Raw genomic sequence first — 15,766 nt, 5'->3', positions numbered from 1 at the left:
TACGATCAACCGGACAAACCCATGTCAGTAGCCCAGACCGATCTTTCCAAGCACACCCCGATGATGCAGCAGTACCTGAAGATCAAGCGGGAACACCCGAACGAGCTGGTGTTTTATCGCATGGGTGATTTCTATGAGCTGTTTTACGACGACGCCAAGAAAGCAGCGGAACTTCTGGATATTACGCTGACTGCCCGCGGCCAGTCCGGGGGCAACCCCATCCCGATGGCGGGCGTGCCTTTCCACGCGGCTGAGGGCTACATTGCCCGCATGGTGCGCGCAGGTCAATCCATCGCCATTGCAGAGCAGATTGGCGACCCGGCCACCAGTAAAGGGCCGGTTGATCGTCAGGTGGTGCGCGTGGTTACACCGGGCACCCTGAGCGATGAGGCGTTTCTGGAAGACCGGCGGGATAACTTGCTGGTGTCGATTTTCAGCTATAAGGAACAGTTCGGGTTCGCTTCGCTGGACATCTCCAGCGGCCGGTTTTCGGTGGCAGAGCTGGAGAGCCTGGAAGCCCTGCAGGGGGAACTTCAGCGCCTGCGGCCGGCAGAAGTTCTGATCAGTGAAGACTTCCCCTACGGCGAGTTGCTGGAAGGTTTTACCGGGGTTCGTCGCCAGGGTCCCTGGCTGTTCGAGATGGACTCCGCCCGGCGGGTGATTACCCAACAGCTACAGGTCAAAGACCTGACCGGTTTTGGCTGTGAAGACCTGCACCTGGCTATCTGTGCCGCCGGCTGCCTGCTGCAGTACGCCCGCGAAACCCAGCGTACCGCCCTGCCCCACATCCGCAAACTGACCCGCGAGCGTCGGGAAGATGCGGTGATCCTGGATGCCGCCAGCCGCCGCAACCTGGAAATAGACACCAACCTGATGGGTGGCCAGCAGTACACCCTGGCCTGGGTAATGGACCGCACGGCCACGGCCATGGGCGCCCGTGAGCTGCGCCGCTGGCTGAACCGGCCGCTCAGGAATGTGGAGGTTGTGCGCCAGCGCCAGCAGGCGGTGTCGGCTTTGCTCGACGGCTTCCATTACGAGCCAGTCCACGATCTGCTCAAGCAGGTGGGTGATATCGAGCGGATTCTGGCCCGAGTCGCGCTGCGCTCCGCCCGTCCCCGGGACCTCGCACGCCTGCGGGATGCGTTCCAGACCTTACCGGGGCTGCAGGAGGCCCTGAAGCCCGTTAACTCACATCACCTGGTGAAGCTGGCCACGGTTATTGGCGAATACCCGGAGCTGGCTGACCTGCTCGAGCGGGCCATTATCGAGAACCCGCCCGTGGTGATCCGGGATGGCGGTGTAATTCGCGAAGGCTTTGATGAAGAGTTGGACGAGCTACGCAACATCAGCGAGAACGCTGGCCAGTATCTGCTGGATGTGGAAACCCGCGAGCGCGAACGCACCGGCATTTCCACCCTGAAAGTGGGCTATAACCGGGTGCACGGTTACTACATCGAAATCAGCCGGGCCCAGTCAGACCAGGCGCCGGTGGACTACATCCGCCGCCAGACCCTGAAAAACGCCGAGCGGTTCATCACGCCGGAACTGAAAGAGTTTGAAGACAAGGCCCTGAGCGCCAAGAGCCGGGCCCTGGCCCGGGAAAAAGGCCTGTATGACGACGTACTGGAAACCGTCGCCGAGCAGTTGGCACCGCTGCAGGACGCCGCCCAGGCCCTGGCGGAACTGGATGTGCTCAGCAACTTTGCCGAGCGGGCCACCAGCCTGCGTTTCACCGCCCCGGAGTTCACCGAGCAGCCGGGTTTTGATGTGGAAGAGGGCCGCCACCCGGTGGTAGAGCAACTGCTGGACGAGCCCTTCGTGCCGAACAACCTGCTGATGGACGCCAGGCGGCGCATGCTGGTGATCACCGGCCCGAACATGGGTGGTAAGTCCACCTACATGCGCCAGGCCGCGTTGATAGCCCTGCTCGCATACACCGGCAGCTTTGTACCTGCTAACCGGGCGGTACTGGGGCCGGTAGACCGGATATTCACCCGCATGGGCTCTTCCGATGACATTGCCGGCGGCCGCTCCACGTTTATGGTGGAAATGACCGAAACCGCCAATATCCTGCACAATGCCACCGAGCACAGCCTGGTGCTGATGGATGAGGTGGGCCGCGGTACCAGTACCTTTGACGGCCTGTCGCTGGCCTGGGCCACGGCTGAGCACCTGGCCAGGGACATTCGCTGCTACACCCTGTTCGCCACCCACTACTTCGAACTGACCCAACTGGCGGATGACCTGGAACATGCGGTGAATGTTCACCTGACGGCCACCGAGCACGACGACTCCATCGTTTTCCTGCACAATGTACACGACGGCCCGGCCAGCCAGAGTTATGGCCTTCAAGTGGCCAAACTGGCGGGCGTGCCCCAGGATGTGATTCGCAATGCCAAGGCGCAGCTCGCGCATCTGGAAGGCAGCGCCGGCCCGTCCAAGGGAGCTACAGGCGGTACCGCTGCAGCGCCATCACCAGCCCCCAAAACGGCTAAACAACCGGCTGCCGTGGAATCGGTGTTTCAGGGCGATATGTTTGCCAGCGCGGAGCCGAGCGTTGTAGAGAACGCCTTGCAAAAACTGGACATTGATGGACTTTCACCACGGGATGCCCTCAATCAGCTCTATGAGCTGAAAGCTTTGCTGGCAAAATAACAGGAAACTGGGCCAAACTTGATCTGTGTAATAAGGTTATAGCAGCCCAACGCTTGCGGCTGCGGGGGGTGCTCCCTACAATATCGCGCACAAAATTATAGATGGGGCCGGAACATCAGGGCTCCTGATGAGACCGATTACTTTACGAACCAGGGATCTGACTATGGCGTTTATCGTTACTGATAACTGCATCAAGTGCAAATACACCGACTGCGTGGAAGTCTGCCCGGTGGACTGCTTCTACGAAGGCCCCAACTTTCTGGTGATTGACCCGGACGAGTGCATAGACTGCGCCCTGTGCGAGCCCGAGTGCCCGGCCGAAGCCATTTTCTCGGAAGACGAACTGCCGGCTGGTCAGGAAGCGTTCGTTGAGATCAACGCCGAACTGGCGGGCAAGTGGCCGAACATCACCGAGAAGAAAGACCCGCTGCCAGACGCGGAAGAGTGGGACGGCAAACCCAACAAATTGCAGTACCTGGAGCGCTGATAACCTCAGGCGTTACCGCTGCAGCAAAAAGGCCGGACGACAAACATCGTCCGGCCTTTTTGTTTGAGCCTGGCAATACCGGGGCTCAGGGCAATGAATCCGCCATCACAGACTAAGCCAGCAATTTCTTGGCTGCTGCAGATCGATAGAATGCTCCCAAACGCCGGCGTACCAGTGCCTCGAGGTAGCCCTCCTCGGCCAACACCTCCACAATGGGCAGCGCCAGGGATTCAACTTCAGTCACGATAACCTCTCGCGTCACCCCGACATCCTGCAACAGGTCCATGACCGGGCGATCGCCATACTTGGCAAAAAGATGCTCCACCACCGCCCTGGCGCAGCCTTCAAAGTAGCCGGTTTTCCGGAAATTCAGCCAAAACTCGTACCCCATCACCACAAACTCCTGCAACTCCACATCACCCAGCCCTTCTTTGAGCTCAGCAATGGTTCGACCTTCCAGGGATACCCAGGCAGCCATCACGGTATCTCTCAGCTCATCATCAGACAGCGCCTTGTGCAGGAATTGCTCACTGCGGAAAATCAGCCCCGGCAAACTGTCTGCCAACCAGGCCTTGATGCGCCGCTCAAACGTTTCGTCCAGCCCGGGCACCGCCCTATTGGCCATTTTCTTGCCGAACTTCATCATGGAGCCAACACCAGGCACAGACCGGGTAATCAGGTTGTCTTCATAGAGGTAATTGACCAGACCGTGGTAGACCAGGTTGGACACCAGCTCCTGGTAGACCGGGTGCGCCATGATTTCGGCAATAATGCGCTCCCGTTGGTGACGTAGCTCCAGGGCTTCTTCGATGAACCCGCTGGCCTGTTCACGAGACAGGATATCGCCCAGGGTGGTGTCAGACTGGACCGAGGCATTCATGACCTCGGTCGCCATTTCCGCGGCCAGCTCCGGAATACCGGCGTCCAGCTCCATATCCACCACAATACGCTGGATCACGCCCATCACCTGGTCCGCACTTACCAGTCGGTTCAGGGTGACACTGCCCGCGTGATCGAGCAGCTCGTCTACCTCGTTATCGATGAACTTTTTCAGTTTTGCCCCTTTGAGAGCAGACATCTCGTGTTTGACGTGTGCTTCCAACAAAGTATCGGCAAGGCTTGGGCTTGTCTTTGACATAAACCGGGCATCCTTTTGGCTAGGGTCCTGAACGTTGCCGACGAGGCTAACACGAAGTGGCCTGGCGCGGGTTCGCCGGAATTACCCCGGTTGGGGCAATGCAGGGCCAGTCTGGGCCGACAGGCCTGGAGGCTACTGGAAATCGTTGAAGGTGTGGGGCTCGGCGGCCAGGGCAAGACAGATACTGCCCGGGCCCACGTATATGGCACTGGTAATACCCATTTGTGACAGCAACAGCTCTACCCCATTGCTTTCACAGGCATCGCGCAAGCGGTTCAGGCCTGGCAGATCTTCGATCTCCGTCCAGGTCAGGCCGCAGGACAAGCTGACGTATGGCGTCAATAAACCGGCTTCTACCCGGGCGACCGCGTAATTCATCACTTTTTCGACTGCCATATCAAAGTTGCGGGTTTTGACCACGGGTTTGCCCTCAGCGCCCTGGCCAAAAATCACCGGGACAATGTTCAAGGCCCTGCCCAGGAAGGCGGCAAACGCAGAGACGCTTTTGTCACCACGGCGCCGGGCACGCTCGCGAATGTAATGCAGGTCCCGGGGAATCACACAGGTGTAGATCTTGTCGGTAAACGTCTCGACCTCATGCCGAAGGGCATTCTTGGAAAGCTTTTGCTCTATCAGTTTGAGTGTATGGGCTGCCAGCAAACCCTGCCCGGCGAAGATCTGTTTACTGTCGATCACCCGCATGGAGAACTTGCCGTCCCGGCCAGCGGCTTTACGGGCCTCCTCGTAGTGAGCCATAACGGAGTTCATGGCTTCAGTGGCATTCTGGAAAATCAGGCTGCGGCTCCTGGTGACGGTTTCGCAGATGGCCACATCGAACTCGGTCACGATCTTTTCCATGAACAGGTCATGGATCTGTTCAGCGGTGTAGGCTTCGGTTTCGGCCTCATGACCCTTGTCCAGCAAGCCGCTTTGATAAAACTCCTGGGTACGAACCGGGCAATGTTTATCGGTATAGGTCTGGCCGTCGATAATAGCGGTTACCGGCAGAACGAACAGGTCGTGCTTGCGGGCAAAGTCATAGGGCAGGTCACAGGCGGAATCTACAATCAGGCCTACTCGCATGCTGCGTGTCTCCGGGTGCGGGCAACACCTCACATGGGCATGCCCTTTATTGTCATTATTTTTGTCGCGCTACAGTCTTGCACAGATTGGTGAAAATTTCAGCACCACCTCAGGCTGTCAAACCTCCAGTTCTTTCAGGTTATGTTCCAGGAGCCGCCGGTTGTCTTGCTGCCATGGGTGGAAACCTTTCCGGAAGTAGGCCAGGAATTCCGGCAGGCACTTGCGCAGAACGCCGGGCTTCCCCCAGAGAAAATTCAGCCCGCCTAACCAGGTTTTCAGACTCCAGAGCTTGCCATCCGTCTTCAGCAGGCTGCAGGTGTTGATGAAGGTGTACTTGAAGAAATTCCAGGTGACAAACAGAAAGACAATCCGGCGCAACCGCTCATTGCCAACGCAGGCCCGGTATACGTCGAACGCCACCGACTTGTGCTCGGTTTCCTCGATGGCATGCCAGCGCCATAACCTCTGCATTGTCGGCGTAGCGCCCTCCATCCACTCGGGGTGACTGAGAATGGCGTTGGCCAGCACGGCGGTGTAGTGCTCTGCACCACAGGTGCCCGCCAGTTGGCGGCTGGGCGGCAACCGCCCTACCCAGTCCATGTGCTTGCGGAAGCGCGCGTCGAGGGCATCGATATCATAGCCACGGGCTTTCAGGGCTTCGTTGTAATCTTTGTGCTCTCGGCTGTGCAGGGCTTCCTGGCCGATAAAGCCTTTGATCTCTTCCTTGAGCTTAGGGTCGGTAATCTGGTCCCGGTACAGGCGAACGGCGTTAATGAATTGCTGCTCTCCGTCGGGAAACTGCAGCGACAAGGCATTGAAGAATGCGGTGCGGAAGGCATCGTTGCCGTGCCAAAGGGTTTTCAACTCATCCCTTACATCAAAACGCAGATGCCTGGGTTTGACGGCGACGCCGTCCGGTGTGGAACTGATGCTCATTGCGACCTCCTGTTGTCGGCTTGTTGTTTGTTCTTAGAACACTCGACGTTGGATAGTTATTCACCAGTCGATCGAGTGTAACTCTCGATTCAGGCCGGCGGAAATAGGTTTCTGATCAAATATCAACATACTGTCACAAAATGACAAACTGTCATCACCTGGCTTTCAACTACGTCGAGTATTGACTTCTCTTTCACTGTTCAAAAAATCAAAGCCAATGAATGCCCGGGGGGTGCCATGCTCTTATTCGGTAAAGGAGGAGCCATCACCATGCTCAATCGCATTTTTATAGTGGTAGTCGGCCTGTTGATCAGTGCCCCCGCAATGTCCGCTCAGAACTGGAGCGGTTATCCCGCCACCATGGCGTCGTTCAGTTACTCGGAAGACAATCTGGGTGAACACTGGCAGGCGCTGACCGGTGGATTTCGAGGCCCCTTGCCAACGGCACAGAGCCTGAAAGAAGACGCTCTGCGCTGGCCGGAAATGTCCGCGTACACTCAGAATCACCTGCAATCCATCGCCACTGAACACCCCGAACTTGCGTATCTCTCCGAAGGTGACCTGGACGCGCATTATGAATCTTACGCCGCCGAGCTGCGCAGGGCCTGGAGCCTGCTGTTCAACGGCCGTTTTGAAGAAGCGCGGAACCTCGGACTGGCCCTGGGACCGGCCGGTTATTTCCCCGGCCTATATGCCCAGGCTCTACATGCCACACTGATTGAAACCGATCAGGATGTAACGCGTGCGCTTCTGGAGGAGGTCATTCACCTCACTCGCGAAATCATGCCCATGGCGCCGGATCACCCGATGATCCGGTTTGGCAATGCCTATGGCAAGGCGCGGATTCTCGAAGATCTTTCTGCCACCGAGGCGATGGCAACCGGCTACACCTCTGAAATACAAGACACGCTGGACGCGCTGCTCAAGGAAAACCCCGACAACATATACGCCATCATCCTGCTTGCCGGCGTTCAGGCCGGCATCATAGAAAAAGCCGGCGGCTTCATCGCGCGGCTGACATACGGCGCAAAGGCGTCCTCAGTAGAAAAGCTGTTCGAACAGGCGCAGCAACTGTCGCCGGAATATCCCGGTGTCTATTACGAATACGCCAGAGCCCGCTTGAAAATGAATGGCGGCGACGGCAAGAAGCCCGCTCTGACACTCCTCAGAAAAATCGGCGACAGGCAGCCTCTCAGTGCCGAGGAAGCCCTGCTGATACGGGCAGCGACTGACCTTCGCGAATCACTGCAGTAGAGCAACCTGGAAACAAAAAAAGGGAGGCATCAAGCCTCCCAAGGACACACAGTGGGTTGGTGCCGCCATCTTCATAACGGCACCGGGTTCAGTGTTACTCGCTCTTCTCGGCGCCCGGGGCTTCCGGGTCGGAAGTAAACTTCAGCAGGTGCGTACGCTCAATCAAATAGTAGAGAATGGCGCCTGTGGCCAGGCCCCAGCCTGCACCATACACCGCAAGGACCACACCCATGGTGCCGGCAATGCCTCGCTCGGTGTTGTTCTCCAGTTGCTCCAGGCCCACCATCAAACAGATGTAACCGGTCAGCAGCAGCGTCAGCGACAGGGCAATCGGCAGTACCGGCTGGAAGAAGCTCACCAGCGGCAGCACAAACAGGGCGATAAAGCCTGTGATCCAGAACGTCCCACCACCGCTGTAGATGGAGTCCATCGCATTGCGGCCATACTTGTAGCGTTCGGCCATGGTGGCGGTGACCGCTGTCCAGATTGGACCGGCAAGGCCGGGGTATGGTGCGAAGAACGCGTGGCCACCGTTACGGATAGCGGTTACCAGGTGAACGCGATCAATGCTGTTGTCGATGTCTTCGTCTTTGCGCAGGTGGTCGACACGATTCATCAGAGACTGACCCACCACGATATCGCCGAAGGCGATCACGTAAGCGATGACTGCGGTTGGAATCGCATACAGGAAGATATTCAGATCCGGGAAGCCTACGGTAAACGGCAGGTAGTTCCACAGCTGGTCAAAGGCCGGCTTGGTGATGCCCCACTGCACATCCGGTACTGCGTATTCGCCAGTGGCAAAACCAACCAGGATCGCCACTACCATGCCCGGTACCATGCCGTAGTTGGCAATCTTGCGGGCAATATTGCTCTTGTCGACGAAGCCCTTGAAGGACACCGAGAACATCAGGTAGAGACACACCAGGCCGCCGACAATCAGGGAGATTGGCGTGTTGGCCAGACGGCCGCCAGCTTCGATTTCGCCCATCAGGGCCGCAATACCCGCACCGATAATGATACCGCCTTTCATGGAGCGCGGAATCCACTCGACCAGTTTACTACCCAGGCGGGTAACACCCAGAATCAGGAAGATCAGGAACACCAGGAACTGCAAGGCGAACAGCGCCTGAATGGCCTCGGGGCCAGGCTCGTAGTCCGAGAGGAACAGCAGCACCACAGGAATACCCGGGGTTATCCAGCCGGGAACCAGTGGCACGCCCAGCAGCGCCGGCAGCATAAAACCGATACCGCAGATCACGACATAAGCCAGGGCCACCTCGTAGGGTACGCCGAGATAGGTTTCAAGCAGGGGAATCATCGCCAGACTGACCACAAACATGATCAGGGCCTGGACCATCTCCGCGAACTCCCAACGATAGTGGACGAACGGCAGACGGATTTTGAAAGGGCCCGCGGGCCAGAACGGCTGTTCTTCACCGTTTTTTCTGTGGAACATTTGCATTGCATTACCTCCGGGCACACCGGTGACGGGTGCCAGTCAATGTTGTTTTTGTGACGAGGTGTGGCGGCACCGAAAGATGCCGCCGTTCAGGGGGATTAGTTCAGATCTTTGGCCTGGTCCCGCAGCACGAACTTCTGGATCTTGCCGGTGGATGTTTTCGGCAGCTCCGAGAAGACCACGGTTTTGGGCACCTTGAACCGGGCCAGGTGCTCGCGGCAGAAATTGATGATGTCTTCTTCAGACACATCCCCTGCCTCTGGCTTTAGGGTGATGAAGGCACAGGGCGTTTCACCCCATTTCTCATCCGGCCGGGCAACCACCGCCGCTTCCATCACCGCCGGGTGGCGGTAAAGGGTGTCTTCCACCTCGATGGTGGAGATGTTCTCACCACCGGAGATGATGATGTCCTTGAGGCGGTCCTTGATTTCCATGTAGCCGTCTTCGTGCCACACGGCCAGGTCACCGGTGTGGAACCAACCACCCCGGAAGGCTTCTTCCGTGGCACTGGGGTTCTTCAGGTAACCTTTCATCACGGTATTACCGCGCAGGAAGATCTCGCCAATGGTCTTGCCGTCTTTCGGGACCGGCTGCATGGTGTTGGGGTCAGCCACCATGGTACCGCCCAGGGTGTGATAACGAACGCCTTGGCGCGCCTTGATCTGGGCCCGCTCACGTAACGGCAGTTCATCCCATTCCGACTTCCAGGCACAGACGGTGACCGGACCATACACCTCAGTCAGGCCGTAAACGTGAGTCACCTTGATGCCCATTTCCTCAATAGAGCCGATCACCTGGGCGGGGGGCGCCGCGCCGGCGGTCATGGATTTCACTTCGTGATCAATACCCGCCTTGGCTTCTGGCGAGGCATTCAGGAGCGCGTTCAGAACAATCGGGGCGCCACACATGTGGGTAACCTGGTGGTCACGGATCAGCTGCAGGATCTTCTCAGGGTCTACCCGGCGCAGGCACACGTGGGTGCCGGCCATGGCGGTAATGGTCCAGGGGAAACACCAGCCATTGCAGTGGAACATCGGCAGGGTCCACAGGTACACCGGATGCATGCCCATGGACCAGACGGTCTGATTACCCAAAGCATTGATGTAGGCGCCACGGTGGTGGTAGACCACGCCTTTGGGGTTACCCGTGGTGCCGGAGGTGTAGTTCAAGGAAATGGCATCCCACTCATCGGCCGGGAAACTCCACTGAAACTCTGGGTCACCCTCCTGCAGGAAGGCTTCGTAGTCGAGATCACTGACCTGAACGCCCTCACCGTACTCAGGATCGTCCACATCAATTACCAGGGGCTTGTGCTCAAGGTGACGAATCGCATCCTTAACTACCTGGCCGAATTCGCGGTCGGCAATGACAACTTTCGCCTCACCATGCTCCAGCATGAAGGCAATGGCCTCGGCATCCAGGCGCACGTTCAGGGTGTTCAGTACTGCGCCGATCATGGGCACACCAAAGTGGCATTCCACCATGGCCGGAATGTTAGGCAGCATCACCGCCGCGGTATCGCCCCGGCCGATACCCCGGCCTTTCAGGGCAGAGGCCAGGCGCAGGCAACGGTCATAGGTTTCGGCCCAGTTACGACGGATGGCACCATGGATGATGGCCGGATAATCCGGGTACACACTGGCGGTGCGCTCGATAAAATCAATGGGGGACTGAACGGCGTAGTTGGCATCCCGGGGCGCAAGGCCCTGGTCGAAGATCGAAGTCATTGGCGTGGTCCTCTAACTCAGATGTTGTTCTTATGGCATATTCAGAAGAATAGCCAAAGCAGCTATACTCCAGATTGCCCGGAATGGTAGAAGATAGAATAAATACTAGAAATTCTACTATGGTATTATAGGATTACTACTACAACCTTATGAGCAACCCTAAAAAAGCCCGCGTTTTCAGCCAACTGGTCCCCAATGACCCACAACCCACTCTCGTGGTCGGTCGCACATTAGAGATCCTGGCCAGTAATCAAGCGGCCGATTCCCTCGTCCAACGCGCAGAACTGGGCCATCCGGAGCACCTTTTACCGGTGAACGCGGCAGCGCTTGTTAAATCAGCCCTGGAACAGGTACGTGCCATTGAAAACGTGGAATCCCGGTTTGCCGACCATATTTTTCTGTGGAGCTTTATTCCCGATCCAGACAGCGGGGAAGTATTGGTTCGGGGCCGGGATGCCACCAACGATATCCTCACCCTGGAAGAAGCCGTTCGCTCCAACCGCCTGTACCGGCTGATCACCGAGAACACCACAGACCTGATCTCGCGGCATGCCCCGGACGGGCGCTTCATTGATGCCACACCAGCGTCCTGGCGCCTGTTGGGTTACTGGCCGGAAGAGCTCCGGGGCAAGGCCTTGGAAGAGGTGTTTCAGGGGGAAAACGTGGCTGAGCAACTGGCCCTGACCCGCCATCGGCTGGGGGAAGACGGCTACGCCACCATGACGCTGGAGATCATTCACCGAAACGGCAGCCGCCGTTGGTTCGAGATTGCCAGCCGCGCCATCCGGGAAACCTATACCGGCGCCGTGGTGGAGGTGATCAGCGTGTCCCGTGACATCACCGCGCGGGTGGAATCCGAGGAGCGGAACCGGCTGCTGGCAGATGAACTGGCCCACACTGCCCGCCTGGCTACCCTGGGTGAACTGGCTTCCAGCATTGCCCATGAGATGAATCAGCCACTGGCATCGATCGTGAATTTCGCGTCCGCCAGCCAGCGCTTTCTAAAGGAAGCAGACCAACATCCCGAGAAGCTGGCGAAGGTAGACGACGGCTTGCAAAAGATCGTGCACCACGCCAACCGCGCCTCGGAGGTGATCAAACGTCTGCGGGCGTTCCTGCGTAAAGGCCAGAAGCGGATGGGCCCGGTATCACTGAATTCGGTGATTACCGAGGTTGCACGCCTGTGCCAGTGGGAGGCAGAGAAGAACGGCGTCCGGATCTATGAGAACCTGGCCGCAGACTCCCCCAGCATCACCGCAGACCCCGTGTTGCTTGAACAGGTGTTGATCAACCTGATCCATAACGGCATTGAGGCCAATGTGGAAGCCGGGGCAGACAAAGACAGTGCAGGTCCCTCCCGGATTGTGGTCAGCACCTGCGTTAACGACCAACAGGAAACCCTGATTCAGGTCACCGATGAAGGCCCGGGGCTGGACGACGAAGGCATCCGCCAGATGTTCCAGCCGTTCTATACCAGCAAGGCCAAGGGGCTGGGACTGGGGTTGTCCATGAGCCGTTCCATCATTGAGGGATTTGGCGGTTTTCTGGATGCTACCCGCACAGACACCGGCGGTCTTTCGCTGATCTGCCGGTTCCCTCCCGGCAACACCCGATGCACCCACAAACCAACCCAGGAGTAAGCCCCCGATGTCTGGTACCACCCAGTCAAACGCCAACACCGTTTACGTTGTTGATGACGATGCCGGTATGCTGGAGTCCACCCAGTGGCTGTTGGAATCGGTCGGGCTTGAGGTAAAAGCCTACAGTGATGGCCGGCAGTTTCTGGATGCGGTGGAAGGCCAACGCCCCGGTTGCGTGATTCTGGATATCCGGATGCCCGGCCTTGGCGGGCTGAATGTTCAGGAAGAACTGCAAAAACGGGGGCTTGAGATTCCGATTATTTTTGTCTCCGGCCATGCCGATGTGCCCATCGTGGTGCGCGCCTTCAAATCCGGCGCCTTCGACTTCATCGAGAAGCCCTTCAACGAGCAGTTGCTGCTGGACAGCGTGCAACAGGCACTGCAGGCACCCGCCGAACCCGAGCCACCCACTCGATCCGATGCGGATACCGAAGCGCTGATCAGCACTCTCACCCGCCGGGAACGGGATGTCTTTCTGCCACTGGCCCAGGGCTACACCAGTAAGGAAATCGCCGAACAGCTGGATGTCAGCGTTAAAACCATCGACCTGTATCGGGCTCGGGTAATGAAGCGCCTGGGCGCAGAGCGGCTGCCGGATGTCACCGGCATTGCCATTGCTGCCGGACTGCTCGACCCGGCAAATCTCAGAACCGGTCCGGGCTGACCCCGGACTGCACCTCCCGGGCGATGGCGCCCAAGCGGTCGACCGCAGCTTCAATCCGGCCGGTCCAGGGATTGCCGCCGTTCAGCCGCAGGCAGTTGTCGAACTTGTTGGCGGTGGTGAACATCCGCCCCGGGGCGACGTTTATATTCTCTCCCCGCGCCCGGTGATACACCTCGGTACCCGACACCCCCTCCGGCAGCTGAACCCAGAGCACAAACCCGCCCTGGGGCCGGCTCACCGCGGTGCCCTCCGGAAAGGTTCTGGCAATGGCCGAACGAAGCCGGTCTGTGGACTCCTTGTAGTGCTGCCGGGCCGAGCGCAAGTAACGGTCATAACCACCCTGTTCCAGGAAATGGGCCACCGCCAGTTGCGGGATGGTCGATGTCGCCAGATTCACGAAATACTTGTGCTGCCGGGCGGCGGCCATATGTCGGCCAGGGATCATCCACCCAAGCCGAAGGCCGGGCGAGATGGTTTTGGAGAAGGAGCTGCAGTAAATCACATTATCGGCCTGATCAAAGGCCTTGGCCGGGCGCGGGCGCTCGCCGGTATGGAAAAGGTCGCCGTAGATATCGTCTTCAATCAATGGCACCGCGGCAGCCGCCAGCATGGAAACCAGCTGTTGTTTACGCTCGTCGCTCATCCGGGCACCCATGGGATTACTGTGGTTTGGCACCACCACGCAGGCTTTCAAGGGCCACTGCTCCAGGGCAAGCTGCAGGCCTTCAAGACTGATGCCGTCTGACGGATGGGTGGGGATTTCAATCACCCGCAGGCCCACCACTTCCAGCGCCTGAAGGATGCCCGGGAACGATGGTGACTCCACGGCGACGATATCCCCGGGCTGGGTCACCGCCCGCAGGGCCAGAATGATGGCCTCCTGGGCTCCGTTGGTGGCCAGCACCTCATCTGGCGCAATGGGCACTCCGATGGTGGCCATTCGCTGCGCAATCTGGCGCCGGAACGATTCCTTACCGGGAAACGCATAGTCGAGGGTTTCCAGGCCTCGCCTCGCCGCCCATAACGTGCTCTGCTGAATCTGCCGGACCGGCAGGTAGTCCGGGTGCGGAATGGCTGTGGCCAGAGGCACCATGCGCTTTTGTTCGTCGGCACACAGGTCCAGGGTCATTTCCCGGGCAGACACCGGTACCGGACGACTGCGCTGTTCCGTCATTCTTGGTTCCGGCAAGTCTCGGGCCGGCCGGCGCACGAAATACCCGCTGCGTTCCCGGGCCTGCAGGTAACCAAGGGCTTCCAGAGTCTGGTGGGCCTGAAGCACGGTTGAAATACTGACACCGAACTGCCGGCTCAGTACCCGCACACCGGGCACACGCTCCCCTTCCCGGTATACACCATCAAGGATCAGCGCCTGGAGCTGGTCCGCCACCTGGTTGTAGAGCATGCCCATCGTGTTCTCCGCCGTGCCGTGTTTTATAGGCTCTATTCCACCAGAACCGACGCCGCTGAGAGCAGTACAGTTTCCCGGCTTTTTCGGCAGTACAGTTTCCATTTTTCTGCATCTGTACCGATTCAATAACACTGTAGCTGAATCTGTTATGGAAATCCGATGAAACCAATAATGGTTCCTGAATCAGAAAAGGAGTTTCATCATGGCAACGGCAACCCATCCAAAACCCGACTCGCGTTCACCGCGCGCCGTTCACCGCACCACCCGAAAGGATGTGCTGGGCCTCTACGCCACAGGGGGCACGCCGGCCGCCGGCGCACTGATGACAGCCCTGCAGTCCCTGGCCCGTGAAGGCATCCGTGTGATACCCGTTGGCAACCGTCACTGGGTTCTTCGGGGCGCCGCGCCGCTGCCCGAGATTCACTGTTACAGTGAACAGGAGCTACAGGGAATCTCAGGCTCACCAGCCAGACGCCTTTTACTAACAACCCACAAGGACAACCCATGAAGACCGATATCTACCAGGTGGATGCTTTTACCAATGAACTGTTCCGGGGAAACCCTGCAGCGGTGATGCCCTTGGACAGCTGGCTTTCGGAACAACAGATGCAGGCCATTGCGCTGGAGAACAATTTGTCCGAGACCGCTTTCCTGGTGCCACTCCCGGAGCAGGATCATGCAGATTTTCATATCCGCTGGTTCACCCCGACGGTCGAGGTGCCACTGTGCGGGCATGCCACTCTGGCGTCGGCCTGGGTGGTGTTCAATCGTCTTGGCGGGCAGCATGACAGGGTTCGTTTCCAGTCGAAAAGCGGCCCCCTGGCGGTTACCCGCCGTTCCGATGACTGGCTCGAACTGGACTTCCCCAACCTGCCGTTTGAATCCCGACCAACCCCGGAGTTAATCCGGAAAGCGCTGCCAAACGCCCCCGAGCAGGCGTTCTACGTGCCAAATGACACCAACTACATGGTGGTTCTGGACTCGGAAGCTGCAGTGACCGAGGCTGCCCCGAACCTGGCGTTGCTGGCAGAACTGGGCAATCAGGGGCTGATCGTTACCGCGCTGGGAACCCAGTGCGATTTCGTCAGCCGTTACTTCGCCCCCGGAGCGGGTATCGACGAGGATCCGGTAACCGGTTCCATCCACAGCGTGCTGGTGCCCTACTGGGCTGAACAGCTCGGCAAACAAACCCTGGAAGCCCGCCAACTCTCTGCACGCGGTGGCGTTCTGCGGTGCGAGCTCAGAGGTGACCGGGTAGCCATCGCCGGCCAGGCGGCGTTTTATATGGAAGGGGCCGTTTACCTGCCCTGAG

13 protein-coding genes are annotated in these 15,766 nt (G+C 58.6%); 7 read left to right on the top strand and 6 right to left on the bottom strand.

Going from position 1 to position 15,766, the window contains the following annotated elements; translation table 11 throughout:
• Window positions 1-21 precede the first annotated feature (21 nt).
• Together mutS and fdxA are read left to right on the top strand one after the other, a co-directional pair.
• Entirely contained in the window at window positions 22-2,655 is a 2,634-nt protein-coding gene (mutS, locus tag ASQ50_RS17745; protein WP_058093109.1) for a DNA mismatch repair protein MutS, read from the top strand.
• 163 nt (window positions 2,656-2,818) lie between these two features.
• Window positions 2,819-3,142: a ferredoxin FdxA gene (fdxA, locus tag ASQ50_RS17740; RefSeq protein ID WP_058093108.1), complete on the top strand. Its 324-nt coding sequence runs from the start codon at window positions 2,819-2,821 to the stop codon at window positions 3,140-3,142.
• A gap of 112 nt (window positions 3,143-3,254) precedes the next feature.
• Here the strand turns inward: fdxA and ASQ50_RS17735 are convergent, their stop codons facing one another.
• The 3 genes from ASQ50_RS17735 to ASQ50_RS17725 all read right to left on the bottom strand — a co-directional run bounded on the left by ASQ50_RS17735 (window position 3,255) and on the right by ASQ50_RS17725 (window position 6,299).
• Window positions 3,255-4,280 (bottom strand): hypothetical protein, encoded by a 1,026-nt coding sequence (locus tag ASQ50_RS17735; RefSeq protein ID WP_058093107.1) that lies wholly within the window; start codon window positions 4,278-4,280, stop codon window positions 3,255-3,257.
• Between the two features lie 132 nt (window positions 4,281-4,412).
• Window positions 4,413-5,363: a DegV family protein gene (locus tag ASQ50_RS17730; RefSeq protein ID WP_058093106.1), complete on the bottom strand. Its 951-nt coding sequence runs from the start codon at window positions 5,361-5,363 to the stop codon at window positions 4,413-4,415.
• Window positions 5,364-5,480: 117 nt separating this feature from the next.
• A complete protein-coding gene (locus ASQ50_RS17725) occupies window positions 5,481-6,299 on the bottom strand; it encodes a metal-dependent hydrolase (RefSeq protein ID WP_058093105.1) in 819 nt (272 codons plus the stop codon).
• A gap of 270 nt (window positions 6,300-6,569) precedes the next feature.
• On the opposite strand from ASQ50_RS17725, the gene ASQ50_RS17720 reads away from it, so the two are divergent.
• Window positions 6,570-7,553 (top strand): hypothetical protein, encoded by a 984-nt coding sequence (locus tag ASQ50_RS17720; RefSeq protein ID WP_058093104.1) that lies wholly within the window; start codon window positions 6,570-6,572, stop codon window positions 7,551-7,553.
• A gap of 94 nt (window positions 7,554-7,647) precedes the next feature.
• On the opposite strand, the gene ASQ50_RS17715 is transcribed toward ASQ50_RS17720, so the two are convergent.
• Together ASQ50_RS17715 and ASQ50_RS17710 are read right to left on the bottom strand one after the other, a co-directional pair.
• On the bottom strand, window positions 7,648-9,018 hold the full coding sequence (locus ASQ50_RS17715) for a solute carrier family 23 protein (protein WP_058093103.1): 1,371 nt from the start codon (window positions 9,016-9,018) through the stop codon (window positions 7,648-7,650).
• Window positions 9,019-9,113: 95 nt separating this feature from the next.
• Window positions 9,114-10,742 carry an acyl-CoA synthetase gene (locus ASQ50_RS17710; RefSeq protein WP_058093102.1) on the bottom strand — a complete coding sequence of 543 codons (1,629 nt, stop codon included), beginning with the start codon at window positions 10,740-10,742 and terminating at the stop codon, window positions 9,114-9,116.
• Between the two features lie 149 nt (window positions 10,743-10,891).
• Here ASQ50_RS17710 and ASQ50_RS17705 point away from each other — a divergent pair, with 149 nt between their 5' ends.
• The gene (locus tag ASQ50_RS17705) at window positions 10,892-12,382 is read left to right on the top strand and encodes a PAS domain S-box protein (protein ID WP_058093101.1); all 1,491 of its coding nucleotides are present in this window, start codon (window positions 10,892-10,894) and stop codon (window positions 12,380-12,382) included.
• Between the two features lie 7 nt (window positions 12,383-12,389).
• Window positions 12,390-13,046 carry a response regulator transcription factor gene (locus ASQ50_RS17700; RefSeq protein WP_058093100.1) on the top strand — a complete coding sequence of 219 codons (657 nt, stop codon included), beginning with the start codon at window positions 12,390-12,392 and terminating at the stop codon, window positions 13,044-13,046.
• Here the strand turns inward: ASQ50_RS17700 and ASQ50_RS17695 are convergent.
• Window positions 13,027-14,454, bottom strand: a complete 1,428-nt coding sequence (locus ASQ50_RS17695) for a PLP-dependent aminotransferase family protein (RefSeq protein WP_058093099.1) — start codon at window positions 14,452-14,454, stop codon at window positions 13,027-13,029. The two genes, ASQ50_RS17700 and ASQ50_RS17695, sit on opposite strands and share 20 nt — an antisense overlap.
• A 202-nt stretch (window positions 14,455-14,656) precedes the next feature.
• On the opposite strand from ASQ50_RS17695, the gene ASQ50_RS17690 reads away from it, so the two are divergent.
• On the top strand, window positions 14,657-14,962 hold the full coding sequence (locus ASQ50_RS17690; RefSeq protein ID WP_058093098.1) for a hypothetical protein: 306 nt from the start codon (window positions 14,657-14,659) through the stop codon (window positions 14,960-14,962).
• Window positions 14,959-15,765 (top strand): PhzF family phenazine biosynthesis protein, encoded by an 807-nt coding sequence (locus ASQ50_RS17685; RefSeq protein WP_058093097.1) that lies wholly within the window; start codon window positions 14,959-14,961, stop codon window positions 15,763-15,765. Before ASQ50_RS17690 ends, ASQ50_RS17685 begins: the two co-directional genes overlap by 4 nt.
• Window position 15,766 lies beyond the last annotated feature (1 nt).

Origin of the sequence: Marinobacter sp. LQ44, from assembly GCF_001447155.2 — a bacterium.
GTDB lineage: Bacteria > Pseudomonadota > Gammaproteobacteria > Pseudomonadales > Oleiphilaceae > Marinobacter.
This window is presented reverse-complemented; position numbering and strand designations above follow the sequence as displayed.

Coding starts and splice junctions, on each gene's coding strand:
- ASQ50_RS17705 (WP_058093101.1), top strand. CDS start 10,892: ATGAGCAACCCTAAAAAAGCCCGCGTTTTCAGCCAACTGGTCCCCAAT.
- ASQ50_RS17720 (WP_058093104.1), top strand. CDS start 6,570: ATGCTCAATCGCATTTTTATAGTGGTAGTCGGCCTGTTGATCAGTGCC.
- ASQ50_RS17710 (WP_058093102.1), bottom strand. CDS start 10,742: ATGACTTCGATCTTCGACCAGGGCCTTGCGCCCCGGGATGCCAACTAC.
- ASQ50_RS17715 (WP_058093103.1), bottom strand. CDS start 9,018: ATGCAAATGTTCCACAGAAAAAACGGTGAAGAACAGCCGTTCTGGCCC.
- ASQ50_RS17735 (WP_058093107.1), bottom strand. CDS start 4,280: ATGTCAAAGACAAGCCCAAGCCTTGCCGATACTTTGTTGGAAGCACAC.
- fdxA (WP_058093108.1), top strand. CDS start 2,819: ATGGCGTTTATCGTTACTGATAACTGCATCAAGTGCAAATACACCGAC.
- ASQ50_RS17690 (WP_058093098.1), top strand. CDS start 14,657: ATGGCAACGGCAACCCATCCAAAACCCGACTCGCGTTCACCGCGCGCC.
- mutS (WP_058093109.1), top strand. CDS start 22: ATGTCAGTAGCCCAGACCGATCTTTCCAAGCACACCCCGATGATGCAG.
- ASQ50_RS17685 (WP_058093097.1), top strand. CDS start 14,959: ATGAAGACCGATATCTACCAGGTGGATGCTTTTACCAATGAACTGTTC.
- ASQ50_RS17700 (WP_058093100.1), top strand. CDS start 12,390: ATGTCTGGTACCACCCAGTCAAACGCCAACACCGTTTACGTTGTTGAT.
- ASQ50_RS17725 (WP_058093105.1), bottom strand. CDS start 6,299: ATGAGCATCAGTTCCACACCGGACGGCGTCGCCGTCAAACCCAGGCAT.
- ASQ50_RS17695 (WP_058093099.1), bottom strand. CDS start 14,454: ATGGGCATGCTCTACAACCAGGTGGCGGACCAGCTCCAGGCGCTGATC.
- ASQ50_RS17730 (WP_058093106.1), bottom strand. CDS start 5,363: ATGCGAGTAGGCCTGATTGTAGATTCCGCCTGTGACCTGCCCTATGAC.